Origin of the sequence: Mycobacterium xenopi (assembly GCF_009936235.1) — a bacterium.
Taxonomy (GTDB): Bacteria; Actinomycetota; Actinomycetes; order Mycobacteriales; family Mycobacteriaceae; genus Mycobacterium; species Mycobacterium xenopi.
In genome coordinates, this window is the sequence record NZ_AP022314.1 from 1,290,086 (window position 1) to 1,316,721 (window position 26,636).

The 26,636-nt window shown below is 66.8% G+C and carries 23 protein-coding genes, 1 tRNA gene and 3 pseudogenes; 15 read left to right on the top strand and 12 right to left on the bottom strand.

The window, feature by feature from the left end:
• Positions 1-38: 38 nt before the first annotated feature.
• From purN to MYXE_RS06035, 4 genes are all read left to right on the top strand, one after another.
• A complete protein-coding gene (gene purN / locus MYXE_RS06020; protein ID WP_085193650.1) occupies positions 39-671 on the top strand; it encodes a phosphoribosylglycinamide formyltransferase in 633 nt (210 codons plus the stop codon).
• On the top strand, positions 668-2,254 hold the full coding sequence (gene purH / locus MYXE_RS06025) for a bifunctional phosphoribosylaminoimidazolecarboxamide formyltransferase/IMP cyclohydrolase (RefSeq protein ID WP_085193653.1): 1,587 nt from the start codon (positions 668-670) through the stop codon (positions 2,252-2,254). Before purN ends, purH begins: the two co-directional genes overlap by 4 nt.
• A gap of 360 nt (positions 2,255-2,614) precedes the next feature.
• A complete protein-coding gene (locus MYXE_RS06030) occupies positions 2,615-4,009 on the top strand; it encodes a sigma 54-interacting transcriptional regulator (protein WP_003922830.1) in 1,395 nt (464 codons plus the stop codon).
• A complete protein-coding gene (locus MYXE_RS06035) occupies positions 4,002-5,987 on the top strand; it encodes a vWA domain-containing protein (protein ID WP_085193655.1) in 1,986 nt (661 codons plus the stop codon). Before MYXE_RS06030 ends, MYXE_RS06035 begins: the two co-directional genes overlap by 8 nt.
• A gap of 12 nt (positions 5,988-5,999) precedes the next feature.
• Here the strand turns inward: MYXE_RS06035 and MYXE_RS06040 are convergent, their stop codons facing one another.
• The 8 genes and pseudogenes from MYXE_RS06040 to MYXE_RS06070 form a co-directional block, all read right to left on the bottom strand.
• Positions 6,000-6,590 carry a DUF1707 SHOCT-like domain-containing protein gene (locus tag MYXE_RS06040; RefSeq protein ID WP_085193701.1) on the bottom strand — a complete coding sequence of 197 codons (591 nt, stop codon included), beginning with the start codon at positions 6,588-6,590 and terminating at the stop codon, positions 6,000-6,002.
• Positions 6,591-6,636: 46 nt separating this feature from the next.
• Positions 6,637-7,425, bottom strand: coding sequence for an enoyl-CoA hydratase family protein (locus MYXE_RS06045; RefSeq protein ID WP_085193657.1), 789 nt, complete (start codon positions 7,423-7,425; stop codon positions 6,637-6,639).
• A complete protein-coding gene (locus MYXE_RS06050; protein ID WP_003922834.1) occupies positions 7,425-8,591 on the bottom strand; it encodes an acyl-CoA dehydrogenase family protein in 1,167 nt (388 codons plus the stop codon). Before MYXE_RS06050 ends, MYXE_RS06045 begins: the two co-directional genes overlap by 1 nt.
• Positions 8,588-10,582 (bottom strand): acetyl/propionyl/methylcrotonyl-CoA carboxylase subunit alpha, encoded by a 1,995-nt coding sequence (locus tag MYXE_RS06055; RefSeq protein ID WP_085193659.1) that lies wholly within the window; start codon positions 10,580-10,582, stop codon positions 8,588-8,590. The genes MYXE_RS06050 and MYXE_RS06055 overlap by 4 nt, the downstream gene beginning before the upstream one ends.
• A 5-nt stretch (positions 10,583-10,587) precedes the next feature.
• Positions 10,588-12,183, bottom strand: a complete 1,596-nt coding sequence (locus tag MYXE_RS06060) for an acyl-CoA carboxylase subunit beta (protein WP_085193661.1) — start codon at positions 12,181-12,183, stop codon at positions 10,588-10,590.
• Between the two features lie 49 nt (positions 12,184-12,232).
• Entirely contained in the window at positions 12,233-13,381 is a 1,149-nt protein-coding gene (locus MYXE_RS06065; RefSeq protein ID WP_085193663.1) for an acyl-CoA dehydrogenase family protein, read from the bottom strand.
• The gene (locus MYXE_RS25430; protein ID WP_462931603.1) at positions 13,378-13,863 is read right to left on the bottom strand and encodes an AtuA-related protein; all 486 of its coding nucleotides are present in this window, start codon (positions 13,861-13,863) and stop codon (positions 13,378-13,380) included. The genes MYXE_RS06065 and MYXE_RS25430 overlap by 4 nt, the downstream gene beginning before the upstream one ends.
• A gap of 12 nt (positions 13,864-13,875) precedes the next feature.
• A pseudogene (locus tag MYXE_RS06070) lies at positions 13,876-15,074 on the bottom strand (acyclic terpene utilization AtuA family protein); the annotation flags it as partial.
• A gap of 286 nt (positions 15,075-15,360) precedes the next feature.
• Between MYXE_RS06070 and rpmF the strand changes: the two are divergent.
• From rpmF to MYXE_RS06100, 6 genes and pseudogenes are all read left to right on the top strand, one after another.
• A complete protein-coding gene (gene rpmF / locus MYXE_RS06075; RefSeq protein ID WP_003922839.1) occupies positions 15,361-15,534 on the top strand; it encodes a 50S ribosomal protein L32 in 174 nt (57 codons plus the stop codon).
• Positions 15,535-15,666: 132 nt separating this feature from the next.
• Positions 15,667-16,352 (top strand): annotated as a pseudogene (locus tag MYXE_RS06080) (response regulator transcription factor).
• Positions 16,352-17,863, top strand: coding sequence for a HAMP domain-containing sensor histidine kinase (locus tag MYXE_RS06085; protein WP_085193666.1), 1,512 nt, complete (start codon positions 16,352-16,354; stop codon positions 17,861-17,863). The pseudogene MYXE_RS06080 and the gene MYXE_RS06085 overlap by 1 nt, the downstream one beginning before the upstream one ends.
• 53 nt (positions 17,864-17,916) lie before the next feature.
• A pseudogene (locus MYXE_RS06090) lies at positions 17,917-19,253 on the top strand (S1C family serine protease).
• Positions 19,253-19,795: a MogA/MoaB family molybdenum cofactor biosynthesis protein gene (locus MYXE_RS06095; protein WP_003922843.1), complete on the top strand. Its 543-nt coding sequence runs from the start codon at positions 19,253-19,255 to the stop codon at positions 19,793-19,795. The pseudogene MYXE_RS06090 and the gene MYXE_RS06095 overlap by 1 nt, the downstream one beginning before the upstream one ends.
• 136 nt (positions 19,796-19,931) lie before the next feature.
• A complete protein-coding gene (locus MYXE_RS06100) occupies positions 19,932-20,375 on the top strand; it encodes a large conductance mechanosensitive channel protein MscL (protein ID WP_071700151.1) in 444 nt (147 codons plus the stop codon).
• Here the strand turns inward: MYXE_RS06100 and MYXE_RS06105 are convergent.
• The 3 genes from MYXE_RS06105 to MYXE_RS06115 form a co-directional block, all read right to left on the bottom strand.
• Positions 20,362-21,015 carry an SAF domain-containing protein gene (locus tag MYXE_RS06105; protein ID WP_071700152.1) on the bottom strand — a complete coding sequence of 218 codons (654 nt, stop codon included), beginning with the start codon at positions 21,013-21,015 and terminating at the stop codon, positions 20,362-20,364. The genes MYXE_RS06100 and MYXE_RS06105 overlap by 14 nt on opposite strands.
• Positions 21,016-21,082: 67 nt before the next feature.
• Positions 21,083-21,376, bottom strand: coding sequence for an FmdB family zinc ribbon protein (locus tag MYXE_RS06110; protein ID WP_085193671.1), 294 nt, complete (start codon positions 21,374-21,376; stop codon positions 21,083-21,085).
• Between the two features lie 58 nt (positions 21,377-21,434).
• Positions 21,435-22,043 (bottom strand): 5-formyltetrahydrofolate cyclo-ligase, encoded by a 609-nt coding sequence (locus MYXE_RS06115; protein WP_085193673.1) that lies wholly within the window; start codon positions 22,041-22,043, stop codon positions 21,435-21,437.
• Between the two features lie 71 nt (positions 22,044-22,114).
• Here MYXE_RS06115 and MYXE_RS06120 point away from each other — a divergent pair, with 71 nt between their 5' ends.
• From MYXE_RS06120 to MYXE_RS06140, 5 genes are all read left to right on the top strand, one after another.
• Complete coding sequence (locus MYXE_RS06120; RefSeq protein ID WP_085193675.1) at positions 22,115-23,017, top strand: UTP--glucose-1-phosphate uridylyltransferase; 903 nt, start codon at positions 22,115-22,117, stop codon at positions 23,015-23,017.
• A gap of 50 nt (positions 23,018-23,067) precedes the next feature.
• Entirely contained in the window at positions 23,068-24,327 is a 1,260-nt protein-coding gene (glp, locus tag MYXE_RS06125; RefSeq protein WP_071700155.1) for a molybdotransferase-like divisome protein Glp, read from the top strand.
• 21 nt (positions 24,328-24,348) lie between these two features.
• Complete coding sequence (locus MYXE_RS06130) at positions 24,349-25,002, top strand: GNAT family N-acetyltransferase (protein WP_039891253.1); 654 nt, start codon at positions 24,349-24,351, stop codon at positions 25,000-25,002.
• A 196-nt stretch (positions 25,003-25,198) separates the two neighbouring features.
• Positions 25,199-26,125, top strand: a complete 927-nt coding sequence (sepX, locus tag MYXE_RS06135) for a divisome protein SepX/GlpR (protein WP_085193677.1) — start codon at positions 25,199-25,201, stop codon at positions 26,123-26,125.
• Positions 26,126-26,176: 51 nt separating this feature from the next.
• Positions 26,177-26,249 (top strand) — tRNA-Ala (locus tag MYXE_RS06140).
• 29 nt (positions 26,250-26,278) lie between these two features.
• Here the strand turns inward: MYXE_RS06140 and MYXE_RS06145 are convergent.
• Entirely contained in the window at positions 26,279-26,626 is a 348-nt protein-coding gene (locus tag MYXE_RS06145) for a VOC family protein (protein ID WP_003922852.1), read from the bottom strand.
• Positions 26,627-26,636: the final 10 nt, after the last annotated feature.

Consider the following 26,636-nt stretch of genomic DNA (forward strand, 5'->3'; position numbering starts at 1 on the left):
GCGGGCGGCGCGCATCGTCACCGGACTAGGCTCGCCGTGTGCAGCAGCAACCGCTCCGCGTGCCCCCGAGCGCACCGGCACGGCTGGTGGTGCTGGCCTCGGGTACCGGTACGCTGCTCGCTTCACTGCTGGAGGCGGCCGCCGGAGAATACCCGGCGCGGGTGGTCGCCGTCGGCGCCGACCGCGACTGCCGGGCCGTCGAAATCGCCACGGCCGCATCCCTGCCCACCTTCATCGTCCGGCTCGCCGACCACCCCGACCGTGATGCCTGGGACACGGCCCTCACCGCTGCCACCGCAGCGCATACCCCAGACCTGATCGTGTCCGCTGGATTCATGAAAATCCTTGGTCCACAGTTTCTTTCGCATTACTCGGGACGGATCGTCAACAGCCATCCGGCGTTACTGCCCGCGTTCCCGGGTTCGCATGCCGTGGCCGACGCGCTGGCCTACGGAGTGAAGGTCACCGGCTGCACGGTCCACCTGATCGATGCCGGTATCGACACCGGACCGATACTGGCGCAACAGGCCGTTCCCGTCCTCGACGGCGACGACGAAGAGACCCTGCATGAGCGCATCAAAGTAGTGGAACGGCGGTTGTTGGTGGAGGTGGTGGCTGCGGTGGCAACCAGCGGAGTGACGTGGATCGGACGAAAGGCAACCATAGGATGAGCATCGACGACGACGGGCAAGGCACAGCGAGACGGCCGATCCGCCGCGCGTTGATCAGTGTCTACGACAAGACCGGGCTAGTCGACCTTGCCCGTGGTCTGCATCAAGCCGGGGTCGATATTGTCTCCACCGGCTCGACGGCGAAAACCATTGCCGACCGGGGTATCCCAGTCACGCCGGTGGAAGAGCTGACCGGTTTTCCCGAGGTGCTCGACGGCCGGGTCAAGACGCTGCATCCCCGCGTGCATGCCGGACTACTCGCCGACCTGCGGAAACCCCAGCATGCGGCAGCACTGGAGCAACTGGGCATCGCGGCGTTCGAGCTAGTGGTAGTCAACCTGTATCCGTTCACCCAGACTGTGGACTCCGGCGCCGGGATCGACGACTGCGTCGAGCAGATCGACATCGGCGGACCGTCGATGATCCGTGCTGCCGCCAAGAACCATCCCAGTGTGGCGGTGGTAGTCGACCCGTCCGGGTATGACGGTGTGCTGGCTGCGGTCCGCAAGGGCGGGTTCACGCTTTCTGAACGAAAACATCTGGCGGCGATGGCATTTCGACACACCGCCGAGTATGACGTCGCCGTCGCGAGTTGGATGCAGACAGTGCTCGCACCGGAGCAGCCGCCGGTCGCCTTCCCGGTGTGGTTTGCTCGAACATGGCGACGCTCGGCGCTGCTGCGCTACGGCGAAAACCCGCACCAGGAGGCCGCGCTCTACCGCGACACCAGCGCGGGGCCCGGGCTGGCGCAAGCTGAGCAGCTGCACGGAAAAGAGATGTCCTACAACAACTTCACAGACGCCGACGCTGCCTGGCGGGCCGCGTTCGACCACGAGCAGATATGCGTGGCGATCATCAAGCACGCCAACCCGTGCGGAATTGCGATCTCGTCGGTCTCGGTCGCAGACGCCCACCGCAAGGCGCACGAATGCGACCCGCTCAGCGCGTTCGGCGGCGTGATCGCGGCCAACACCGAGGTCAGCGTCGAGATGGCCGAGTATGTGAACACTATCTTCACCGAGGTCATCGTGGCACCGGCCTATGCTCCCGGCGCGGTCGATGTGCTGGCACGCAAGAAAAACATCCGCATACTGGTGGCCCCCCAGCCGACACGCGGCGGGACCGAGCTACGTCAAGTCAGCGGCGGGTTGCTGATCCAGCAACGCGACCGCCTCGACGCGCCCGGCGATAACCCGGCCAACTGGACGCTAGCAGCCGGCTCAGCGGCCGACCCAAATACCATGGCGGACTTGCTTTTTGCGTGGCGGGCTTGCCGCGCGGTGAAATCCAACGCGATCGTGATCGCGGCCGACGGTGCCACGATCGGCGTGGGCATGGGCCAAGTAAACCGAGTCGACGCAGCGCGGTTGGCGGTCGAACGCGGGGGTGAGCGAGTGCGCGGAGCGGTCGCGGCCTCCGACGCGTTCTTCCCATTCCCAGACGGGCTCGAGACGTTGGCGGCGGCGGGGGTTACCGCGATCGTGCATCCCGGTGGCTCGGTACGCGACGACGAGGTGACCGCTGCCGCAGCCAAGGCCGGAGTGACGCTGTATCTCACCGGCGCACGGCATTTTTCGCACTAGGTACATCGTCGCGTGGCTACTTAATCGGCTGCTGAACCTTTAGCCCGCACAATACGATCCGGCGCAAACCCAGCGACACGACATGCCGATGCGCGTCCAGGCCGTCGGACGCGGCACCTCGATGCCCAAACAGGCTGCCCTGCCAGTAGCCGCCCGAAGGGGGCGCACGCCGGCCACGCCGGTCGGCACGGATGTACCGTACCGAGGGTATCGGGCACCGTCAGCGGCCGATGATGAGAGCCAGTCGCGCCATCGTGATGGCAGCCGGCCCACCCAGGCCGGTGACCCGCGTCGCCGTGAAGCGTGATCATCAGTAATCCAGGACACTGTGACGCCGAACGCGGGCCGTCGTAGCGTGGAGTGGTGACTTTACCCACCGATCTGCCCCGCACCGTCGGCCAGCTGCGCGCCGCCGGGCATCGCGAACGTGGTGTCAAACAGGAAATCCGGGAGAATCTGCTCGCGCGCCTCGCCGAGGGCGCGGATGGCGAGGCCATCTGGCCCGGCATCGTGGGCTTCGACGAGACCGTGTTGCCCCAGCTCGAACGGGCGCTGATCGCCGGCCACGACATCGTGCTGCTCGGAGAACGCGGACAAGGCAAGACCCGGCTGCTGCGGGCCCTGGTCGGCCTGCTCGACGAATGGACACCGGTGATCGCGGGGGCCGAGCTGGGCGAACATCCCTACTCGCCGATCACCCCCGAGTCGATCCGGCGGGCCGCCGAGCTCGGCGACGAGTTGCCGGTCGCGTGGAAGCACCGCAGCGAGCGCTACACCGAAAAGCTGGCCACACCCGACACCAGCGTCGCTGACCTGGTCGGTGACGTCGACCCGATCAAGGTTGCTGAGGGTCGCACCCTGGGCGATCCGGAAACCATCGCCTACGGCCTGATCCCGCGGGCGCACCGCGGGATCGTTGCGGTCAACGAGCTGCCCGACCTGGCCGAGCGCATCCAGGTGTCGATGCTCAACGTCATGGAGGAGCGCGACATCCAGGTCCGCGGATACACGCTGCGGTTGCCGTTGGACGTGTTGGTCGTGGCCAGCGCCAACCCCGAGGACTACACCAACCGCGGCCGGATCATCACTCCGCTCAAAGACCGCTTCGGCGCCGAGATCCGCACCCACTACCCGCTCGAGCTGGAAGCCGAGATGGGCGTCGTCGTCCAAGAAGCACACCTGAGCGCGCAGGTGCCCGACCATCTGATCCAGGTGATCGCGCGGTTCGCCCGCTACCTGCGGGAGTCCAAGTCGATCGACCAGCGTTCGGGAGTCTCGGCGCGGTTCGCGATCGCTGCCGCAGAGACTGTCGCGGCCGCTGCCCGGCATCGCGGCGCGGTGCTGGGGGAGACCGATCCGGTCGCCCGGGTCGTCGACCTGGGGACGATCATCGACGTGCTGCGCGGCAAGCTGGAATTCGAATCCGGCGAGGAGGGCCGTGAGCAGGCGGTGCTCGAACACCTGCTGCGCCGTGCCACCGCCGACACCGCGGCCAAAGTGCTGGGCGGCATCGACGTCGGACCGCTGGTCGCGGCGGTGGAGGCCGGTTCGGCGGTGACGACGGGCGAGCGGGTGTCGGCCAAGAATGTGCTGGCCGCGCTGCCGGACTTGCCCGTCATCGATGCGATCGCCAAGCGGCTGGGCGCCGAATCCGAGGGTGAACGCGCGGCCGCGCTGGAACTGGCTTTGGAGGCCCTGTATTTGGCCAAGCGCATCGACAAGGTGTCGACAGAAGGCGAAACCGTTTATGGCTAGACCTGCTAGGGGCCACTCGACGCGGTACTCGGCGTACACCGGCGGGCCCGACCCGCTGGCTCCGCCGGTGGACCTGCGTGAGGCGCTGGAGCAGATCGGCCAGGACGTCATGGCGGGCACCTCGCCGCGGCGGGCACTGTCCGAACTGCTCAGGCGGGGGACGAGGAACATGCCCGGGGCCGACCGGCTGGCAGCCGAGGCGAACCGACGTCGACGTGAGTTGTTGCGGCGCAACAACTTAGATGGGACACTGCAAGAGATCAAGAAGCTGCTCGACGAGGCAGTGCTAGCGGAGCGCAAGGCGTTGGCGCGCGCGCTCGACGACGACGCCCGGTTCGGTGAACTGCAGCTGGATGCGCTCTCGCCGTCGCCGGCGAAGGCCATACAGGAGCTGTCGGACTACAACTGGCGCAGCAGCGAGGCCCGCGAAAAATACGAGCAGATCAGGGATTTGCTGGGGCGCGAAATGCTCGACCAGCGCTTCGCGGGCATGAAGCAGGCGCTTGAAGGTGCCACCGACGAGGATCGTCGCCGTGTCACCGAAATGCTCGACGACCTGAACGAGCTGCTGGACAAGCATGCCAGAGGGCAAGACACCCAGCAAGATTTCGACGACTTCATGAACAAGCACGGCGAGTTCTTCCCGGAGAACCCCCGTAATGTCGAAGAACTGCTGGACTCGTTGGCCAAACGGGCAGCCGCTGCGCAGCGTTTCCGCAATAGTTTGACGCCGGAGCAACGCGCTGAGCTAGATGCCTTGGCGCAGCAGGCTTTTGGATCACCAGCACTGATGCAGGCGTTGGAGCGGCTGGATGCTCACCTGCAGGCCGCGCGTCCGGGCGAGGACTGGTACGGCAGCGCGGAATTCTCCGGCGACAACCCGCTTGGCATGGGCGAGGGAACCCAGGCCCTGTCGGATATCGCGGAGCTGGAGCAACTGGCTGAGCAGCTGTCGCAAAGCTATCCGGGCGCCACCATGGACGATGTCGACCTCGATGCGCTGGCCCGCCAGCTCGGCGACCAAGCCGCCGTCGACGCGCAAACGCTCGCCGAGCTGGAGCGCGCACTGCTCAACCAGGGATTTTTCGACCGCGGTTCCGACGGCCAGTGGCGGCTGTCTCCGAAGGCGATGCGCCGGCTCGGTGAGACGGCGTTACGTGATGTGGCCCAACAGCTTTCCGGACGACGCGGTGAGCGCGATCATCGACGTGCCGGCGCGGCCGGCGAACTGACCGGTGCTACCCGGCCGTGGCAGTTCGGCGACACCGAGCCGTGGAATGTCACCCGGACGCTGACCAACGCCGTGCTGCGGCAAGCCGGAACCGCGACAGCCGAATTGCCGATCCGGATCACCGTTGAAGACGTCGAGGTTTCGGAGACCGAAACACGCACGCAGGCAGCGGTTGCGTTGCTGGTGGATACCTCGTTCTCCATGGTCATGGAGAATCGCTGGATTCCGATGAAACGCACCGCGCTGGCGCTCAACCATTTGGTCAGCACCCGGTTTCGCTCGGATGCCCTGCAGATCATCGCTTTTGGGCGCTATGCGCGTACGGTCACGGCTGCCGAACTGATGGGCTTGGAAGGTGTATACGAGCAGGGCACTAACTTGCACCACGCGCTAGCGCTGGCCGGTCGGCATCTGCGACGACACCCCAATGCTCAGCCGGTTGTGTTGGTGGTCACCGACGGTGAGCCGACCGCGCATCTCGAAGACTTCGACGGCGAGGGCACGGCAGTGTTTTTCGATTACCCACCACACCCGCGGACCATTGCTCACACCGTGCGCGGGTTCGACGACATGGCGCGGCTGGGCGCTCAGGTGACCATCTTCCGACTGGGCAGCGACCCCGGGTTGGCGCGGTTCATCGATCAGGTGGCGCGACGGGTCGAGGGCCGCGTCGTCGTGCCGGATCTCGACGGGCTGGGCGCGGCGGTGGTGGGCGATTATCTGCGGTCTCGGCGGCGGCGTCGCTAGCCCTGCTCGCGACTACTGCTGCGGTTTCCGGTTTTTCCGCTTGATGCCGACCCCGCCCCACAGCGAGAAACCACGAATGGTCACCTTCGGTGCCCCGGGGGTGCCTTCGCCGTTGACGTGCTGGTCGAAGCCGCCCATCACGCCGTGGCCGTGGATCTCGACGTTGACCTCCGGGGGCAGCAAGATGGTCTGCCCACCCATGATCGAATACGCGTGGATGTCGACTTCGGTAGAGGTGAAGTCGGCGTAGCGCAAATCGATGACGCCGCCGCCCCACAACGCGAACGTCGTCAATTTCTTCGGGATCGGCCATCGGCCGCGCCGTTCGAACGCACCCATGATGGCCAACAGCAGGGTAGACGGCGCCGGTTTACAGGCCTCGCCGCGGCGCGGGCTCATCGAGGAACCCGGGAGATCGGCCCGAAGCCGATCCAGTTCTTGATACGTGGTCGCCGCATAGGCCTTGGTAAGCCGCTCCTCGTATTCGCTTAGTTGCAGGCGACCCTGCGCAGCGGCATCGGTGAGCAACTGCGCCACCTGTATGCGATCGGTGTCTGCGGCGCGCGACTCGCCCCGCACCTCGCGCTGCGCTTCTTTGCTCATCACTGCTGAGCCTACGACGAAGAAATTCGGCCGCAAGGCGACTTCGCTAAACTGCGTCGCCACCGTGCTGCGACACCCATCGCGGCGGTCGTTTCTGCAGGAAGGCGAGCATTCCTTCGCGGGCCTCGTCCGAGACGAACAGGCGTGCCGAGTCGACGCTGAGCCGCTCGGCGTCGCGGTCGAAGCCCTCGAGCACCGCGGCCGTGGTCAAGGCCTTCGACGCGGCCAACCCCTGCGGCGACCCCAGTTCCATCTCCGCGACCAACGTCGCCACCGCGGCGTCGACATCGTCTGCCGCCAGGGTTACCAACCCGATAGCCGCGGCTTGCTGCGCGTCAAATTTCTCACCGGTCAGGTAGTAGCGCGCCGCCGCGCGGGCTGACATCTTTGGCAGCAAGGTCAGTGAGATGATCGCCGGCGCCACCCCGATCCGCGCTTCGGTCAGCGCGAAGCTGCTGCGTGGACCGGCCACCGCGATATCACAGGCGCCGACCAGCCCCAGGCCGCCCGCACGGACGTGACCGTCGATGGCGGCAATCACCGGCAGCGGCGACTCGACGATCGCGCGCAGCAGCGAGGCCAACTCCCTGGCGCGTTCGGCCGCGGTGTCGAAGGGGTCGCCGCCCGATGCCTCCGAGAGGTCCGCACCCGCGCAGAACGTGCCGCCGGTGTGGCCGAGCACCACCATGCGCACCGCTGTGTCGGCAGCTGCGTCCCGCAGCCCCTGGTGCAGTTGGCTCACCAGTGCGCTCGACAGCGCGTTGCGGTTGTTCGGAGAATTCAGTGTCAGCCGAGCGACGTTTCCGTCGACCGCGTATTCGACCAGGGTATCCATCAGTAGGAGCGCGGCAGACCCAGCGACGTCTGGGCGATGAAATTGAGCACCATCTCCCGGCTCACCGGTGCGATCCGCGACAGCCGTGACGCCGTCAACGCCGCGGCGATCCCGTATTCCTTGGTCAGCCCGTTACCGCCCAGCGACTGCACGGCCTGGTCGACGGCCCGCGCAGATGCTTCGCCCGCAGCGTATTTCGCCATGTTGGCCGCTTCGGCGGCACCCATGTCGTCGCCGGTGTCGTACAGCGTGGCGGCTTTCTGCATCATCAATTTCGCAAGTTCGATCTCAACGTAGTTCTGCGCCAGCGGATGCGACAGCCCCTGGTGGGCACCGATCGGGGTGTCCCACACCTTGCGTGTCTTGACGTAGTCGGTGGCCTTACCGAGCGCGAAGCGTCCCATACCGACAGCGCTGGCCGCACCCATGATCCGCTCCGGGTTTAAACCGGCGAACAGTTGGGCGATCGCGGCGTCCTCCGAACCGACCAGCGCGTCGGCGGGCAGCCGCACGTCGTCGATGAAGACTGTGAATTGCCGCTCGGGACTTATCAATTCCATCTCGATTGGGGTGTAGGTAAAGCCGGGCGCGTCGGTGGGCACCACGAACAGCGCCGGCCGCAGTTTACCGGTCTTGCTCTCTTCGGTGCGGCCCACCACGAGTACCGCTTGGGCTTGGTCGACGCCGGAAATGAAAACCTTTTGGCCCGAAAGGATCCAGTCGCTGCCGTCACGGCGGGCAGTGGTGGTGATCCGGTGCGAGTTGGAGCCCGCGTCGGGTTCGGTGATGGCGAACGCCATCGTGATCGAGCCGTCGGCGATGCCGGGCAGCCAGCGTTGTTTCTGCTCGTCGGTGCCGAACTTGGAGATGATGGTGCCGTTGATGGCCGGTGACACCACCATCATCAGCAGTCCGCAGCCATGCGCCGACATTTCTTCCATCACCAGTGACAGTTCGTACATGCCAGCGCCACCGCCGCCGTATTTTTCGGGGAGGTTCACCCCGAGGAAGCCCAGTTTGCCTGCCTCGTTCCACAATTCGTCGGTATGCTGATGCGCTCGCGCTTTCTGCAGGTAGTAGTCCGGACCGTAGTTGGATACCAGGGCGGCGACCGCCTTGCGCAGGGCCTGGCGTTCCTCGTTTTCGATAAAGCTGGTGTCGGTCACGGTTGCGAGTCTCCTTCTGGTTGTTGGGGGGATGCATCGACGCGAGCCAACACCGCGCCCACTTCGACTTGTGCGCCGGGGCTGACGTCGAGTTGGGCCAGCACCCCGTCGGTCGGCGCGGTGATTGTGTGCTCCATCTTCATCGCTTCCAGCCACACCAGCGGCTGGCCGGCGGTCACCGTGTCGCCGACCTGAGCGCCGACCCGGATGACGTTGCCGGGCATCGGCGCCACCAGTGAACCCTGTTCGACGGCCGAACCCGGTTCCGGGAAGCGGGGCAGCGCCACCAGGTGAACCGGTCCGTGCGGTGAGTCGACGTAGATGTCGTCTCCGTAACGGGCGGTCTCGAACCGGCACGCCACGCCGTCGCCGTCAGCTAGCACCACCTCGTCGGCGGTGCAGGACATCAGGTGCACCGATTCATCATCGGGAAGCTCCAAACCCTTTCTAGTGAACCGATATTGGACACGATGGTCCTGGCCGCTGTCGTCGCGGAAGTTCTTGACCTGATACCCCGACGCCAGGTTGCGCCAGCCGCTGGGTATCGACCCGAACACGGCTGCCGTTGCACGGTTGTGTGCGGCGTCGGCGAGGGCGGCCGCGATCGCGGATAACCGGACCGCCGCCGCGTCGCACGGCGGTGCCGCCAGCTTCGACAGCCCGTGGGTGTCGAAGAACGCAGTGTCGGTGGCGCCGTCGAGAAAAGCGGGATGCCGCAGCACGTTGACCAGCAGATCGCGGTTGGTGCGAAGGCCATGCAGGCGGGCGCGGGCCAGGGCATCGGCGAGCACCCGCGCCGCCTGCAGGCGGGTGGGAGCATAAGAGATCACCTTGGCCAGCATCGGGTCGTAGTGGATCGACACCACCGAGCCGTCCGCAATGCCGGAGTCCAGCCTGATCCCGGTACGCCGGCCCAGGGTTTCGAACTTCGCGCGCACCCCGGGCACGTCGATGGTGTGCACCACACCGGCCTGCGGCTGCCAGCCGCGCGCCGGATCTTCGGCGTAGACCCGAGCTTCGATCGAATACCCTTGTGCCGCTGGAGATTCGGAATCCAATCGAGCGCCGTCGGCCACAGCCAGCTGCAGCTCGACCAGGTCCGTTCCGGTCGTCTCCTCGGTGACGGGATGCTCCACCTGCAGGCGGGTGTTCATCTCCAAGAAGTAGAAGTCGCCATCGTCGTCGGCCAGGAACTCCACGGTGCCCGCACCGGTGTAGCCGATCGCGCTGGCGGCCAGCCGGGCGGCGTCGAACAGCTTGGTTCGCATGCCCGGCGTGCGTTCCACGAGCGGGGAGGGTGCTTCTTCGATGATCTTCTGGTGCCGGCGCTGGATCGAGCATTCTCGTTCTCCGACAGCCCATATCGTGCCGTGGGTGTCGGCGATCATCTGGACTTCGACGTGATGGCCGGTGGCCAGGTAGCGCTCGCAGAACACCGTCGGGTCGCCGAACGCGGACTGCGCTTCGCGCCGGGCGGCGGCAACCTCGTGTGGCAGAGCCGATAACTCGTGCACCACCCGCATCCCGCGGCCACCGCCACCCGCTGAAGCCTTGACCAATACCGGCAGTTGCTCGGCGGTGACGGCGTCGGGGTCGAGTTCGGCAAGCACTGGCACTCCGGCCGCGGCCATCAGTTTCTTGGCTTCGATCTTCGAGCCCATCGCCCGCACCGCCGCCACCGGCGGGCCGATCCACGTCAACCCCGCGTCGAGTACTGCCGCTGCGAAATCAGCGTTCTCGGAAAGGAACCCGTAACCTGGATGCACGGCGTCCGCTTTGGCGGCGCGGGCTGCTGCGATCAGCGCCTCGGGATCGAGGTAGTCGTTGACCCGCCCTAGCCGCACCCGCAGGTCCGCCTCGGCGACGTGCGGCGCTTCCGCGTCTGGGTCGGTGTAGACCGCGACCGTGCTCAAGCCCAGCCGCCGGCAGGTCACGAAGACCCGGCGGGCGATCTCGCCGCGGTTGGCCACCAGAACCCGAGTGATTCCCATACCCATCACATCCGAAAGACGCCGAAGTTCGATGTGCCTTTAATCGGTGCATTAGCGACGGCGGACAAGCACATTCCCAGCACGGTCCGGGTGTCGCGCGGATCGATCACGCCGTCGTCGTAAAGCCTCCCGGAGAGGAACATCGGCAACGACTCCGCTTCGATCTGTGCCTCGATCGCCGCCCGCAGCGCAGCGTCGGCGTCTTCGTCGAATGCCTGACCCCGCGCTTGCGCGGCAGCGCGGTTGACGATGGAGATGACGCCCGCCAGCTGCGCGCCGCCCATGACCGCGGCCTTCGCGCTGGGCCAGGCGAACAAGAACCGCGGGTCGTAGGCCCGCCCACACATGCCGTAATGCCCGGCCCCGTAAGACGCTCCGATCAGCAGCGAGATGTGCGGCACGGTCGAATTGGAGACCGCGTTGATCATCATCGAGCCGTGCTTGATCATCCCGCGTTCCTCGTAGTCCTTGCCGACCATGTAGCCGGTGGTGTTGTGCAAGAACAACAGCGGGGTATCCGAGCGGTTCGCTAACTGGATGAACTGGGTAGCTTTCTGGGATTCCTCGCTGAACAGGATGCCGCGGGCGTTGGCCAAAATGCCCAGCGGATAGCCGTGCAGCCGGGCCCACCCGGTGACCAGCGACGAGCCGTACAACGGTTTGAACTCGTCGAATTCCGAGCCGTCGACAATGCGGGCGATGACCTCCCGCGGGTCGAACGGGATACGCAGATCAGACGGCACGATGCCCAACAGTTCCTCGGCGTCGTAGCGCGGTTCGACCACCGGCCCGGGCGCCGGCCCCAGTTTCTTCCAGTTCAGCCTGGCCACGATCTGGCGGCCGATGCGCAGCGCGTCGAGCTCGTCGAGGGCGAAGTAGTCGGCCAAACCCGAGATCCGGGCATGCATTTCGGCGCCGCCCAGGGATTCGTCGTCCGATTCTTCGCCGGTCGCCATTTTCACCAGCGGCGGGCCGGCCAAAAACACCTTGGAGCGTTCCTTGATCATCACCACGTGATCGGACATCCCGGGCACATAGGCGCCACCTGCCGTGGAGTTGCCGAACACCAGGGCAATGGTCGGAATCCCGGCCGCCGACAGCCTGGTCAGGTCGCGGAACATCTGGCCGCCGGGGATGAAAACCTCTTTTTGCGTGGGCAAGTCGGCGCCACCGGACTCCACCAGTGAGATCACCGGCAGCCGGTTCTGGAAGGCGATCTGGTTGGCCCGCAGTATCTTCCGCAGCGTCCACGGATTGCTGGTGCCGCCTTTGACTGTGGGGTCGTTGGCGACGATCATGCATTCCACGCCCGATACCGCGCCGATGCCCACGACGACACTGGCGCCCACCTGGAATTCGCTGCCCCACGCGGCGAGCGGGCACAATTCCAGGAACGGGGAATCGGGGTCGACCAACAGCTCGATGCGTTCTCGTGCGGTGAGCTTGCCGCGGGAATGATGGCGCTCGACGTACTTGGGGCCGCCACCCGCAAGCGCCTTGGCCAGCTCGCGGTCGATCTCGGCGAGCTTGGCGGTCAGTGCAGTAGCTGCCTCGGTGTAGGTGGGCGAGGCCGGATCGAGGGTCGATTGCAGGACTGTCATCGCTACCGCCGACGATGCAGAGCGAAGTGATGCGCAAGAGGCAAAGTGATCATGATCGATATCCGAGAGTCTTGGCGGCCAGCGCAGTCAGGATCTCCGTTGTTCCCCCACCGATGCCCAGGATTCGCATGTCGCGGTATTGGCGCTCGACTTCGGATTCGGCCATGTAGCCCATCCCGCCGAACAGCTGAACGGCGTGATGGGCCACCCATTCGCCGGCCTCTACTGCGGTGTTCTTGGCGAAGCACACCTGCGCGACCAGGTTGGTGTCGCCCGCGAGTTGGCGCTCCACCACATGGTGAGCGTAGACCCGGGCGACGTCGATGCGCCTGGCCATCTCGGCAAGGGTGTTTTGCACGGCCTGTCGGGAGATCAGCGGTCGGCCGAAGGTTTCCCGGTCGCGGCACCACTGCCCCGTGATGTCCAGGCAGCGTTGTGCACTCGAATACGCTTGCGCGGCAAGGCCGATACGTTCTGCCAGGAAAGCCTGTGCGATCTGGGCGAAGCCGCTGTTTTCGGCGCCGACAAGATTAGCCGCCGGCACCCGCGCGTCGGTGTAGGACAGCTCGGCGGTATCCGAGGAGCGCCAACCCATCTTGTCGAGCTTGCGGGTGACCTCGAACCCCGGTGTGCCCTTTTCCACCACCAGCAGCGACACGCCAGCGGCACCCGGGCCGCCGGTGCGGACCGCGGTGACCACGTAGTCGGCCCGGACCCCGGAGGTGATGTAGGTTTTGGCGCCGTTGACGATGTAGTGGTCGCCGTCGCGGACCGCGGTGGTGCGTAGATGACCGACGTCGGAGCCGCCACCGGGCTCGGTGATCGCCAGCGCACCGATCTTCTCCCCGGCCAAGGTGGGCCGCACAAACGTCTGGATGAGCCGCTCGTCGCCCGAAGCGATCATGTGCGGCACCGCAATACCGCAGGTGAACAGCGACGCATACACTCCGCCCGGCACGCCGGCTTCGTGCAGCTCTTCGCAGATGATCACCGAGTCGGCGCCGTCGCCGCCGCCACCACCGACTGCCTCCGGAAAGCCTGCGCCCAGCAGCCCCGCTGCGCCGGCGCGCCGATGCAACTCCCGCGGCAATTCCCCGATGCGTTCCCACTCGTCGACGTGCGGCAGGATCTCCCGTTCGGCGAAGGAGCGCACCGTCTTTCGCAGCTGGTCACGCTCCGGGGTGGTCCAAATGGTCACGGCAGCAGCCTTTCCGGGATGTCGACGTACCGGCTGCGCAGCCATTCTCCCAGCCCTTTGGCTTGCGGGTCGAAGCGCGCCTGGTAGGCCACGCCCTGGCCGAGGATGCCGTCGATGACGAAGTTCACCGCCCGAAGGTTGGGCAGCAGATGCCGGGTCACCGGCAGGTCGGCGGTCTCCGGCAGCAGTTGCCTCAGCAGGTCGACGGTTAGCGTGTGAGCCAGCCAGCGCCACTGCTCATCGGTGCGCACCCAGACCCCGACATTGGCCGAACCGCCCTTGTCACCGCTGCGCGCACCGGCCACAACGCCCAGCGGCGCCCGGCGGGTGGGGCCGGCCGGCAGCGGCTCGGGCGGCGGCGGCTCGTCGGCCGGGGCGAGAACCAGGGTTTCGCTGGCACAAGGGATATCGACCCGTGTGCCGTCGGCGTGCACGGCGACGTGCGGCACCTCGCCGGCGTCGACGTAGCCGGCGGTGAACACGCCGTAGACCTGGCCCTCGCCGGGCGGCGCGGTGACGGTAAAGCCCGGATAACTCGCTAGCGCCAGTTCTACTGCCGCAGAGGAGAATTGACGGCCCACGTTGGCGGGGTCAGGGTCACGGACCACGCAGTGCAACAGCGCGCTGGCCGCTTCTTCGGTATCGGCGTCGACGTGATCGGTGCGCGCCAGCGTCCACTGCAGCTCGGCCGGTTTGGCCGTCAAGCTGGATTCGAGCTGCCGGCGCACCAGCTGGGCCTTGGCTTCGATGTCCAGCCCGGTCAGCACGAACGTCATCGAGTTGCGAAACCCGCCGATGCTGTTCAGCGACACCTTGTACGTCGGCGGCGGCGGTTCGCCGAGCACCCCGCTGATGCGCACCCGGTCGGTGCCGTCGTCCGAGAGCGCGATGCTGTCCATCCGCGCGGTGACATCCGGGTTGGCGTAGCGCGCGCCGGTGATCTCGTAGAGCAGCTGCGCGGTCACCGTGTCGACGCTGACCTGCCCACCGGTGCCGGGGTGCTTGGTGATCACCGAGGAACCGTCGGCATAGATCTCGGCCAGCGGGAACCCGGCGTAGGTCAAATCGGGGATCTCGGTGAAAAACGCGTAGTTGCCGCCGGTGGCCTGGACTCCGCACTCGATGACGTGGCCGGCGACCACCGCGCCGGCGAGCCGGTCGTAATCGGTGCGGTCCCAGCCGAAGTGGGCGGCCGCCGGCCCGACGATCACCGAGGCGTCGGTCACCCGCCCGGTGACGACGACGTCGGCGCCGGACTTGAGGCAGTCGACGATGCCCCACGCACCCAGGTACGCGTTAGCGGTCAGCGGGTTGCCCAGCCCGAGCTCTTCGGCGCGCGGCAACAGATCGTCGCCTTCGACATGCGCCACCTGTACCGGTACGCCCAGACGCTGGGCCAATCCGCGCACCGCGTCGGCCAAGCCGCCGGGTTGAGCCCGCCGGCGTTGGCGACGATCCGCACCCCGCGGTCGTGGGCCAGCCCGAGGCATTCTTCTAGTTGGGTCAAAAACGTCTTGGCGTAACCGCGCTCCGGGTGCTTCATCTTGTCGCGGCCCAGGATCAACATGGTCAGCTCGGCCAGGTAGTCCCCGGTGACGTAGTCCAGCTCGCCGCCGGCGATCATCTCGCGCATCGCCGACAGCCGGTCGCCGTAGAAACCTGAACAGTTGCCGATGCGGACCGCCGAGCTCATTGGCGCCGCTCCCTCTCGTCGCCTCGCTTAACCATCGCCACCGGCGCGCCCCACGCGCATCCCTCCTCCAGCCGCACCAACCAACCGGTAGGTTAGCGGGTACCGCGGGTGCCACGTCAAGGATGCCTGTTTGTCGGTGGTTTTGGTCACGTGCCGGCCAACGACTATCCTGAACAGCAATCGCCGCCGCCAATGCGGCCCGAGCCTGTAGTTAACGAGCAAAAGTGCGAGTGGGGTACGCGCTAACAACAGGCTCGGCATTACCTACGAGGAGTAAGGCCCGATCATGGCTGTGCCCAAGCGCAGGACGTCGCGCGCGAACACCCGCAGCCGGCGCGCGCAGTGGAAAGCTGCCCGCCCCGAGCTTGTCAACGTCACCGTGGCCGGCCGGCAGCACAAGGTGCCCCGCCGCCTGCTCAAGGCCGCTCGCCTCGGGCTGCTCGATCTCGAGCGGCGCTAGGTGCACCGCCCGCGTCGAACGTGCCACCACGGCGATATTGCCGCCGAGTTTGCGACGTAGCTCCACGTTCGGCGCACGAGGCGCCGAACGCTTCTCAGGTCGCTCTCAGGCGATTGGATGACACTGGTGGCCGTGCGGATTCTTGTCGTTGATGACGATCGCGCCGTGCGCGAGTCGCTGCGCCGGTCGCTGTCGTTCAACGGCTACTCGGTGGCGTTGGCGGCGACGGTGTCGAGGCGCTCGACATGATCGCCAGCGATCGCCCCGACGCGGTGGTATTGGACGTCATGATGCCGCGGCTGGACGGCCTGGAAGTCTGCCGTCAGCTGCGCAGCACCGGCGACGACCTGCCGATCCTGGTGCTGACTGCACGTGATTCGATCTCGGAGCGGGTGGCCGGTCTCGACGCCGGCGCCGACGACTACCTACCCAAGCCGTTTGCACTGGAAGAACTGCTGGCCCGCATGCGCGCCCTGTTGCGCCGCACCAAGCCCGACGACTCCGCGGAGTCGGCCGCGATGACGTTCTCCGACCTGACGCTGGACCCGGTCACTCGCGAAGTCACCCGCGGGGAACGTCAGATCAGTTTGACGCGAACCGAATTCGCGTTGCTGGAGATGCTGATTGCCAATCCGCGACGGGTCTTGACCCGCAGCCGCATCCTCGAGGAGGTGTGGGGATTCGACTTCCCCACCTCGGGCAACGCGCTGGAGGTCTATGTCGGGTATCTGCGTCGCAAGACCGAAGCCGGAGGAGAGCCGCGGCTGATCCACACCGTGCGCGGCGTGGGTTACGTGCTGCGCGAAACGCCACCCTGATGTCACTGTTTCGCCGACGGCGCCGAGTTCCGCTGCGACCCACCACCTCGTTGTCGTTGCGGTGGCGGGTGATGCTGTTGGCGATGTCGATGGTGGCGATGGTGGTGGTGCTGATGGCAGCCGCCGTCTACGCGGTGATTTCGGCGGCGGCCTACAAGGAGATCGACAACCAGCTGCAGAGCCGGGCGCAGATGCTGATCGCGAGCGGGTCGCTGGCGGCGGACCCCGCGAAAGCCATTGAGGGTACCGCTTATTCAGACGTCAATGCGATGCTGGTGAACCCGGGCCGATCGGTATACACCGCACATCAGGAAGGCCAGACACTTCCGGTAGGTGGGCCAGAGAAGGCGGTCATCCGCGGCGACCTGTTCATGTCGCGGCGCACGGCCGGCGATCAGCGGGTGCTGGCGATCCATCTGCCGAACGGCAGTTCGCTGTTGATCTCCAAGAGCCTGGCGCCGACCGACGCGGTCATGACGAAACTGCGCTGGGTGCTGCTGATTGTGGGTGGTGTCGGCGTCGCGGTCGCCGCGGTGGCCGGGGCGATGGTCATCCGGGCCGGGCTGCGCCCGGTGGCGCGGCTGACCGAAGCCGCCGAACGGGTGGCCCGCACCGACGACCTGCGGCCGATACCGGTGTTCGGCAGTGACGAATTAGCAAGGCTTACAGAGGCATTCAATTTGATGCTGCGAGCGTTGGCCGAGTCTCGGGAACGGCAGGCGCGGCTGGTCACCGACGCCGGTCACGAGCTGCGGACCCCGCTGACGTCGCTGCGCACCAACGTCGAACTGTTGATGGCCTCCATGGAGCCCGGTGCACCACCGCTGCCCGAGCAAGAAATGGTCGGCCTGCGTGCCGACGTACTCGCCCAGATCGAGGAATTGTCAACTTTGGTCGGCGATTTGGTGGACCTCACCCGATACGACGCGGGCGAGGTGGTGCACGAACCGGTCGACATGTCCGACGTCATCGACCGCAGCCTTGAGCGAGTTCGCAGGCGCCGCAACGATATCCAATTCGATGTGCACGTCATCCCGTGGCAGGTCCACGGCGACTCCGGCGGTTTGACGCGCGCCGTGCTGAACCTTTTGGACAACGCCGCAAAGTGGAGCCCGCCCGGTGGGCGGGTCGGCGTGACATTAAGACAGCTCGATCCCGCATACGCCGAGCTGGTGGTGGCCGACAACGGTCCGGGGATCCCGCCGCATGAGCGCAGCCTGGTATTCGAGCGGTTCTTCCGCTCGGCGTCCGCGCGGGCGATGCCCGGATCAGGCCTGGGGCTCGCGATCGTCAAGCAGGTGGTGCTCAAACACGGTGGCGCGCTGCGGGTGGAAGATACCGTGCCGGGCGGTCAGCCCCCAGGCACGTCGATCTATGTGTTGCTTCCCGGGCGTCCGCTACCGGTTGCGCCCCACCCCGTTGACGGCGCCGGCCGCACCGCAGACTCGGGAAACTCTCTGAGTCCCGCGAACGTTGTCTCAGCGGATTCTCAGTCCACCCAGGCAGGGTAGTTGCGGTTACTGTTGAATCCGAAGCCCCATCCAAGAAAGAGCGACCCAGCGACATGACGAATCACCCGAGGTATTCGCCACCGCCGCAGCAGCCCGGATACCGTCCAGCGCCAAATCAGCCGACGGGCCCCGGCTATGTCGGCCCGGGCCCGCAGTACGACTGGCGCTTCGGCCAGCAGCCCCCTACCGCCAGCCATATGCTCCGTTCGGCGGAGCTGGGCAAGGCGCCCCGGTCGGGGCGCCTTCGCCGCTTTTCGGTGGTGTGGACCAAAAGCGTTCACGCACAGGGTTATTGGCGGTCGGTGCGTTGGCGATCGCGGTGGTATCGGCCAGCATCGGCGGGGGAGTGGCGTCGGTGGTCGAGCACGGGCAGCAGCCGGCGAGCAGTGCAGCCGGTGCGACGGTGGGCAGTGCGGCGCCTAGCGTGCCCGCGGCTAATGCGCCGGCGGGGTCGGTGGAGCAGGTCGCCGCCAAGGTGGTGCCCAGCGTGGTCATGCTGGAGACCGACCTGGGCCGGCAGTCCGAGGAGGGCTCGGGCATCATATTGTCGCCCGACGGGACAATCCTGACCAACAACCACGTCGTAGCCGCCGCCGCCAAAAACAGTCACGACATCGGCGCCAGCCCGCTGAAAACCACGGTGACTTTCTCCGACGGTCGCACCGCGCCGTTCACGGTGGTCGGCGCCGATCCGACTAGCGACATCGCGGTGGTGCGCGTTCAGGGCATGTCCGGGCTCAAACCGATCACGCTCGGTTCGTCGGCCAACCTGCGGGTGGGCCAACCCGTGGTGGCGGTCGGGTCGCCGCTGGGCTTGGAGGGCACCGTCACCACCGGCATCGTCAGCGCGCTCAACCGGCCGGTGTCCACGACGGGCGAGTCGGGTAACCAGAACACCGTGCTTGACGCCATCCAGACCGACGCCGCGATCAACCCCGGGAACTCTGGCGGCGCGCTGGTCAACATGAACGGCGATTTGATCGGCGTGAACTCGGCGATCGCGACCCTTGGCGCTGATTCTGCCGATGCGCAAAGCGGCTCGATCGGTCTGGGCTTCGCCATTCCGATCGACCAGGCCAAGCGCATCGCCGACGAACTGATCAGCACCGGCACGGCGTCACATGCCTCGCTGGGTGTGCAGGTGACCAGTGACAAGGACACGCCGGGCGCCAAGGTGGTCGACGTGGTGCCCGACGGTGCGGCGGCTCGCGCGGGGCTGCCCAAGGACGTGACCATCACCAAGGTCGACGACCGTCGGGTCAACGGCGCCGACGCCCTCGTCGCCGCGATCCGGTCGAAGGCTCCCGGCGACAAGGTCACGTTGACTTACCAGGATCCGGGCGGTGGCAGCCGGACCGTGCAGGTCACCCTCGGTAAGGCGGGCCAGTGATGAGAGTCGGCGCGCCGTGGTCAGACTCCAGATATACGGTGGCAGCTATGGAACAGCGTGCGGGCATCGTCGGCAGGGCACTGGTTGTCGTGGTCGACGACCGCACCGCGCACGGCGACGAGGACCACAGCGGTCCGCTGGTCACTGAACTGCTCACCGAAGCCGGTTACGTGGTCGACGGTGTGGTCGCGGTCGCCGCCGACGAAGTGGAGATCCGCAACGCGTTGAACACCGCGGTAATCGGCGGGGTGGACCTGGTGGTGTCGGTCGGCGGCACCGGTGTGACGCCCCGCGACGTCACCCCGGAAGCCACCCGCGACATTCTGGACCGGGAAATCCTCGGGATCTCCGAAGCCATCCGGGCATCGGCGCTGTCCGCCGGCATCGTCGACGCCGGGTTGTCACGCGGGCTTGCCGGGATATCAGGTAGCACGCTGGTTGTCAACCTCGCCGGCTCGCGCTATGCCGTGCGGGACGGAATGGCCACGCTGAATCCGCTGGCGGCGCAGATCATCGGCCAGCTGTCGAGTTTGGAGATTTAACTCCGGCTGTCGGGCCTTTTCAGCACCGGGTTGATACGCAATCGCGGTGAACACGCGCAACCGCGTGCCTGGGGGCATACCGTTCTTCGCGGCGGCATCATGTCGCCTCGCCATTCGCTGACGGGAGGTGGCTCGCGTGTTCAAGGGATTCAAAGATTTTCTGATGCGCGGTGACGTGATCACCGTGGCTGTCGGTCTGGTGGTGGCCCTGGCCTTTTCGAACCTGGTGAAAGCGTTCACCGACAGTGTGATCAATCCGCTTGTCGCGGCCGCGCAGCCTCATCACCCCCTCGGGTTGGGTTGGCAACTCGGCGACGCGGGCAACAAGACCACCTTCTTGGACATCGGGGCATTCATCTCGGCGATCATCTACTTCGTCGTCTTCACGGCGGTGGTGTACTTGGTGATCGTGGTGCCCTACCGGCATATCCAAAAACGCCGTGGAGTGACCGTATTCGGCGAGGAGCCTGCGACCAAGGCCTGCCCAGCATGTTTGTCCGACATTCCCGAGGCCGCCCAAAAGTGCAAGTACTGTGCCACCGAGCAACCCAAGACCAGCGAGGCGGTCAGTGCAGGGTAAGGGTCACCGTGTGAACCAGGGCGGCGCCGGCCACCGCGTGCGCGGTGCGCGCCGGCAACGCGACGAGCACGACTCGGTCATCGTCGGTGGTGCCCGCCTTCGGTTTGGCCGAGACCAAAACCACGACGGCGTCCGTTGCCACGACGCGGGGAGCCTCCTTCGAGTCCGTGTCGGACGCCGCCAAGATGTCGACGACATCACCGGGGCGAACCAGGTCGATCAGCGCGGGATCCGCCGGGTGCAGTGGCACGATCCGCGCACCGGGACCTGCCGTCGATTCGGCCAGCCGACTGCCTAGCAAGCGGACGTCGGTGAGCACCTCGCCCCGCCGGGTCGGTCCGGCCAGCGTCGAACCGACCACTCGCGCTACATCAGCGTGCGATCCGTCGGGAATTGTCGTCGTCAACCGTCTTTCGAGGCGCACATCCTCCGCTGACAAGGCAACGCCGGGGCTGAGGTCACGCGCTGCGACCACGACGTCTGCCCGGTCGCCCTCGGGGTTGGAGCGCATCGCCGCGACACCTGCCAAGACGACCAGGACGGCGGCCGCAACGCGGCGAGCCAGCACGGTCCTGGTCCAGTCGGGACGCAGTGCCTGTGTGAGCTGGCTCAGCAGCGACGGGTTCAGCGACTCGCGCACGCCGCAACGCTAGGCGCGACGCCATGGCCGTGGTGCCCGGTCGCGGCACCGGGCTGTGGATAACCTCCTACGCTGCCGCCGTGCTCGAGGACGCGCTCGACTTCTCGGTCGAGCTGTTCTTTTCGCTTGCGGTCGATTCACTCGAACTCTTCTCGCCCGAACCGTTGGTCGAGCTCTTCGCCGACTCGCGGCTGTCGGTGCGGTAAAAGCCGCTGCCCTTGAACACCACACCGACGGAGTTGAAAATCTTGCGCAGCCGGCCGGAGCAACGCTGGCAGGTAGTCAGCGCGTCATCAGTGAAGGCCTGCACGACGTCGAAGCGGTTGTCGCATTCGGTGCACGCGTAGCTGTAGGTCGGCACGGAAACCTCCGAGTGTCTGAGCCTGGTTAGCACTCTAGCGTCTTAAGTGCTAGAACCGCTACATTGGCCGCCTCATTCCTGCGGTGTGCAGGGCGACCATCCCGCGGCCGGGTGTCAGGGCATGGGTCATCGGCACGTCGTGCGCTTCGCTGGGCAGCTCGTCGACCAGCTCCGCGTCACGCACCACCGCAACCAGCTGCGCGCGCGGGTCACAACAGACCAGGGAGCGATCGTAAAAACCGAGGCCACGGCCCAGGCGCATCCCGCGGCGATCGACCGCCAGGGCAGGCACCAGCACCAGGCCGGCTTCGGTCAACGCCGACGCCGGCAGCCACGGCTCAGCGGGTTCGAGCAGGCCAAACCGCCCGGCCACCAGGCCGCCGGGACGGTATTCGCCCCACCGCAGCGGCAGCGGGGTGTCGTCGGCCCTCGTGCGCGCGACTGGCAGCAGCACCCGTCGCACCCGCCGCCGTAACACGTCGAGCATCTCCAGCGATCCCGGCTCGGCGCCCACCGGTACATAGGCGCAGACGGTGTCGCCGTTGGTCGCCAGCCGCGTCAGCTGCTCGGCCAGCGAATGAGCCTCGGCGGCGCGCACCTCGTCGGCGACCGACCGCCGCGCGGCGAGCAGCCGCTGCCGCAATGTGGCCTTGCCGGCGGTGCCCATGCCCCAACGATGACAGCAACGGCTTTGGCATGGCCACACCGGCGCCACCTGCTGCAGTTAGGGTGTGATTCATGGCACCCCCACATGTTCCCCGTACGGCGGTCGTGCCCGCGGCCGGCCTGGGTACCCGGTTTTTGCCCACGACCAAAACGGTGCCCAAAGAGCTGCTACCGGTCGTCGACACGCCCGGCATCGAGCTGGTGGCCGCCGAGGCGGCCGAGGCCGGCGCTGAACGCCTGGTGATCGTCACCTCGCAAGGCAAAGACAGCGTGGTCGCGCACTTCGTCGAAGACCTGGTGCTGGAAGGAACGCTCGAAGCTCGCGGCAAGAAGGACATGCTCGACAAGGTGCGTCGCGCCCCCCGGCTGATCAAGGTCGAGTCTGTGGTGCAGGACGAGCCGCTGGGGTTGGGCCACGCCATCAGTTGCGTGGAGCCGGTGCTGTCGGCCGACGACGACGCGATCGCCGTGCTGCTGCCCGACGACCTGGTGCTGCCGACCGGTGTGCTGGAGACCATGTCGAACGTGCGGGCCCAGCGGGGCGGCACGGTGCTGTGCGCGATCGAGGTCAGCTCCGCGGAGATCAGCGCCTACGGCGTCTTCGACGTCGAGCCGGTTGCCGACGCGGGTAAGGACGTCCTCAAGGTCAACGGGATGGTGGAAAAGCCCAAGCCGCAGGACGCGCCGTCGAATTATGCGGCCGCGGGCCGCTACGTGCTCGACCGCGCCATCTTCGACGCGCTACGCCAGACCGAACGCGGCGCGGGCGGGGAGGTGCAGCTCACCGACGCGATCGCGCTGCTGATCAAGGAAGGCCATCCGGTGCACGTGGTGGTGCATCGCGGGTCTCGACACGACTTGGGAAATCCCGGCGGCTACCTCAAGGCTGCGGTTGACTTTGCACTGGACCGTGACGACTACGGCCCGGATTTGCGGGAATGGTTGGTGGCGCGGTTAGGCCTGGCCGGGCGCTAGCGACGGGTCGGGCCTGAGCTTGTCCCGGCTTGACGGCAGGAGGGCGCGCTGTGCGTTCGGTGGAAGAACAGCAAGCCCGGGTGTCGGCCGCCGCGGTGGCGCCTAGGCCGGTGCGGGTCGCGATCGCCGAGGCGCAAGGCCTGATGTGCGCCGAAGAAGTGGTCACCGAACGCCCGCTGCCCGGCTTCGACCAAGCCGCCATCGACGGCTACGCGGTACGCAGCGTCGACGTGCTCGGTGTCGGTAACTCCGATCACGCCGAGGACGAGGCTGCTGCCGAGGTCAGCCTGCCGGTCATGGGCTCGATCGAAGCCGGTGCCCGCACCGCCGGAAGGTTGCAGCCACGGCAAGCCGTTCGGGTGCAGACCGGTGCGCCGTTGCCCACGTTGGCCGACGCGGTGTTGCCGGTGCCCTGGACCGACGGCGGGCAGTCGCGGGTGCGGGTGCTGCGGGCGGTGCGCTCGGGTGCTTATGTGCGACGCACCGGTGACGATGTGCAGCCAGGCGACGTGGCCGTGCGGGCCGGGACGATCATCGGGCCCGCCCAGGTGGGGCTGCTGGCGGCGGTGGGCCGCGAGCGGGTCCTGGTGCATCCCCGTCCGCGGCTGTCGGTGATGGCGGTCGGTGGCGAGCTGGTCGACGTCTCACGCACGCCAGGCCCCGGGCAGGTGTACGACGTCAACTCCTATGCCCTGGCGGCCGCGGGCCGCGACGCCGGCGCGGAGGTGAACCGCATCGGCATCGTCAGCGGCGATCCCAGGCAGCTGCGCGATGTCGTGGAGGGCCAGCTCAACCGGGCTGAGATCGTCGTCATCGCGGGCGCCGTGGGGGGAGCAGCGGCCGACGCGGTGTGCGCGGTGCTGTCCGAACTCGGCGAGATGGAGGTCACTCGCGTCGCCATGCACCCGGGGTCCGTCCAAGGCTTCGGGCAACTGGGAAGTGAGGGTGTGCCGACGTTTCTGTTGCCGGCCAACCCGGTAAGCGCACTGGTGGTCTTCGAGGTGATGGTGCGTCCGCTGATCCGTCTCTCGCTGGGCAAACGCCAACCGATGCGCCGGGTGGTTCAGGCCCGAACGCTGTCCCCGATCAGCTCGGTGCCCGGTCGCAAGGGCTATCTGCGTGGGCAGTTGATGCGCGACCAGGACAGCGGTGAATACCTGGTACAGGCTCTCGGCGGTGCCCCGGGCGCCTCATCGCATTTGCTGGCGACGCTCGCTGAGGCAAACTGTCTGGTGATGGTTCCCAGCGAGGCTGAACAGATCCGAACCGGCGAGATCGTCGACGTCGCCTTCCTGGCTCAGCGTGGCTGAGTGGCACGATCGCGCACTGCAGTGAACCTGTGGCGCTCCAGCTTCCGGCATCCAGGGTGGCCGATGGTGGTCGGGCCGCTACGGGTTCCTGCGGGCGTCATCCGGCTGCGCCCGGTGCGGATGCGCGACGGCGTCCAGTGGAGCCGGATCCGGTTGGCCGACCGGGCCCACCTCGAGCCGTGGGAGCCCAGCACGGGTGCGGATTGGACTGTGCGCCATACGGTTTCGTCCTGGCCAGCGGTGTGCTCGAGTCTGCGCGCGGAGGCCCGCAGGGGCCGGATGCTGCCATATGCGATCGAGCTGGACGGGGAATTCTGCGGTCAGCTGACCATCGGCAACGTCATCCACGGCGCGCTGCGGTCGGCATGGATCGGGTATTGGGTGTCGAGTGCGGCGACGGGTGGCGGAGTTGCGACCGGCGCCCTGGCGTTGGGTCTCGACCACTGTTTCGGCCCGGTGACGTTGCATCGCGTGGAAGCCACCGTGCGCCCAGAAAATGTGGCCAGCCGTGCGGTCCTGGCAAAAGTCGGATTCCGGGAGGAAGGCCTGCTGCGACGCTACCTCGAGGTCGACGGGGCCTGGCGCGACCACTTGTTGATGGGGCTCACCGTCGAAGAGGTGTACGGGTCGGTGACCTCGACGCTGGTGCGCGAAGGGCACGCCAGTTGGGTCTAAAGGCTCGGGGGCATGCGCTAATCACCCCGGCCCGGGCGCGCTCGACGTCGCGGTACCGCGTTGCGTCGGGCAAGTCGGCCGCGCGCGATGTTACAGAAGTGACATTTGTGGTTTGCGGTGCTTGTCATGGGCAAATTACAGGTGTGTAATTGTCCTCACCGGCTGGGTTTGATCGCCGGGAAAGGAGCAGGTCGCCATGCCAAGCATCCCGCAATCGCTGCTGTGGGTCTCCTTGGTGGTGCTATGGCTGTTCGTGCTGGTTCCGATGCTGGTCAGCAAGCGGGATGCGGTTCGGCGCACCAGTGATGTGGCACTGGCGACCCGGGTGCTCAATAGCGCCGCTGGCGCGCGGCTGCTGAGGCGCAGTGGACCCGCGGCGGGGCATCGCAGCGATCCCGATTGGCAGCCGCAGGACAGCGACGACGTCGATGATGAAGACGACGGTGACGAGTCGGCCTCGACTCGGCCGGATTCCGATGACGTTGACGCGGTGGCATGCGACGAGGCCGAATCGGTTGACGAGGAGCCGATAGCAGCCGCTGATCCGGGAAGCAACGAAGCCGAACTCGACGACGCCTACAGCGACGAGCCTGACGCCGACGGGCCTGAGGAGGACGCCGCTCCATACGAGTATGTCGAGGACACGTCCGGTATCGAGGTCGCGGCTGACCCGCCAACGGCGGCCACCCCAGTGGCGGCGCGTTACCGATACGACTCCAAGACGGCCGCGGCAGTCAGTGCCCGCAAATACCGGTTCCGCAAGCGGATGCTGATGACGATGGCGCTGAGCATGCTCGCTTCGGCAATGGTGGCATACCTGGCGACGCCAAGCGCATGGTGGGTCTGCGGCGGTGTCGGTGGCCTGACGCTGCTGTATCTGGCCTATCTGCGTCGGCAGACCCGAATCGAGCAGCGGCTGCGGCGGCGGCGGATGCAGCGGATGGCGCGGTCGCGGCTCGGCGTGGAAAACACCCACGACCGCGAGCTGGACCTGGTGCCGGCGCGGCTGCGACGCCCGGGTGCGGTGGTGCTGGAGATCGACGACGAAGATCCGATCTTCGAGCACCTGGAATACGCGCCGTTCGCCCCCCACTACGACCTGCCGCGAGCGGCCGGCCAGTAGCGCTGCGGGTTTCAGCTGCCGGCGCCGTGACTGGTAACCTGCTAGCGGCTAGGGGCTATGGCGCAGTTGGTAGCGCGACTCGTTCGCATCGAGTAGGTCAGGGGTTCGAATCCCCTTAGCTCCACAGGTGAAATCAGCACCGACGCGGCCAAACTAGTCGGGCTGGTTCAACTCGAGCAGGTTGCCGAACGGGTCGTGCAAAAAGGCCTGACGTCCCGCGCCGGGAACGAACGGGACCCGGTGCACCTCCACGCCTCGTTGCTGTAAGTCGGCGACTGCGGCGTCGAGGTCGTCGACCCTGATCGCGAAGTGGTTGGCACCGTGGGGCTGGTTATCGGACTCGAGCAGATGCACTTGCTGACCGCCGGCGTCGAGCCAGTACCCCGGGCCTAGGTCGGGACGCGGCAGCTGCATCATGCCGAGCACGTCGCGATAGAAGGCCAGACCCTGCTGCGCGTCCGCGACGCAGATAGCAACATGGTGGACACCGGATGGCTTCATCGCTCAATTC

Excerpts from the sequence above, each read along its gene's own strand:
- MYXE_RS06055 (WP_085193659.1), bottom strand. The coding sequence starts at position 10,582 with ATGGGAATCACTCGGGTTCTGGTGGCCAACCGCGGCGAGATCGCCCGC.
- MYXE_RS06060 (WP_085193661.1), bottom strand. The coding sequence starts at position 12,183 with ATGACAGTCCTGCAATCGACCCTCGATCCGGCCTCGCCCACCTACACC.
- MYXE_RS06035 (WP_085193655.1), top strand. The coding sequence starts at position 4,002 with ATGGCTAGACCTGCTAGGGGCCACTCGACGCGGTACTCGGCGTACACC.
- MYXE_RS06040 (WP_085193701.1), bottom strand. The coding sequence starts at position 6,590 with ATGAGCAAAGAAGCGCAGCGCGAGGTGCGGGGCGAGTCGCGCGCCGCA.
- MYXE_RS06085 (WP_085193666.1), top strand. The coding sequence starts at position 16,352 with ATGTCACTGTTTCGCCGACGGCGCCGAGTTCCGCTGCGACCCACCACC.
- MYXE_RS06095 (WP_003922843.1), top strand. The coding sequence starts at position 19,253 with ATGAGAGTCGGCGCGCCGTGGTCAGACTCCAGATATACGGTGGCAGCT.
- sepX (WP_085193677.1), top strand. The coding sequence starts at position 25,199 with ATGCCAAGCATCCCGCAATCGCTGCTGTGGGTCTCCTTGGTGGTGCTA.
- MYXE_RS06145 (WP_003922852.1), bottom strand. The coding sequence starts at position 26,626 with ATGAAGCCATCCGGTGTCCACCATGTTGCTATCTGCGTCGCGGACGCG.
- MYXE_RS06120 (WP_085193675.1), top strand. The coding sequence starts at position 22,115 with ATGGCACCCCCACATGTTCCCCGTACGGCGGTCGTGCCCGCGGCCGGC.
- rpmF (WP_003922839.1), top strand. The coding sequence starts at position 15,361 with ATGGCTGTGCCCAAGCGCAGGACGTCGCGCGCGAACACCCGCAGCCGG.
- MYXE_RS06045 (WP_085193657.1), bottom strand. The coding sequence starts at position 7,425 with ATGGATACCCTGGTCGAATACGCGGTCGACGGAAACGTCGCTCGGCTG.
- MYXE_RS06115 (WP_085193673.1), bottom strand. The coding sequence starts at position 22,043 with ATGGGCACCGCCGGCAAGGCCACATTGCGGCAGCGGCTGCTCGCCGCG.
- purH (WP_085193653.1), top strand. The coding sequence starts at position 668 with ATGAGCATCGACGACGACGGGCAAGGCACAGCGAGACGGCCGATCCGC.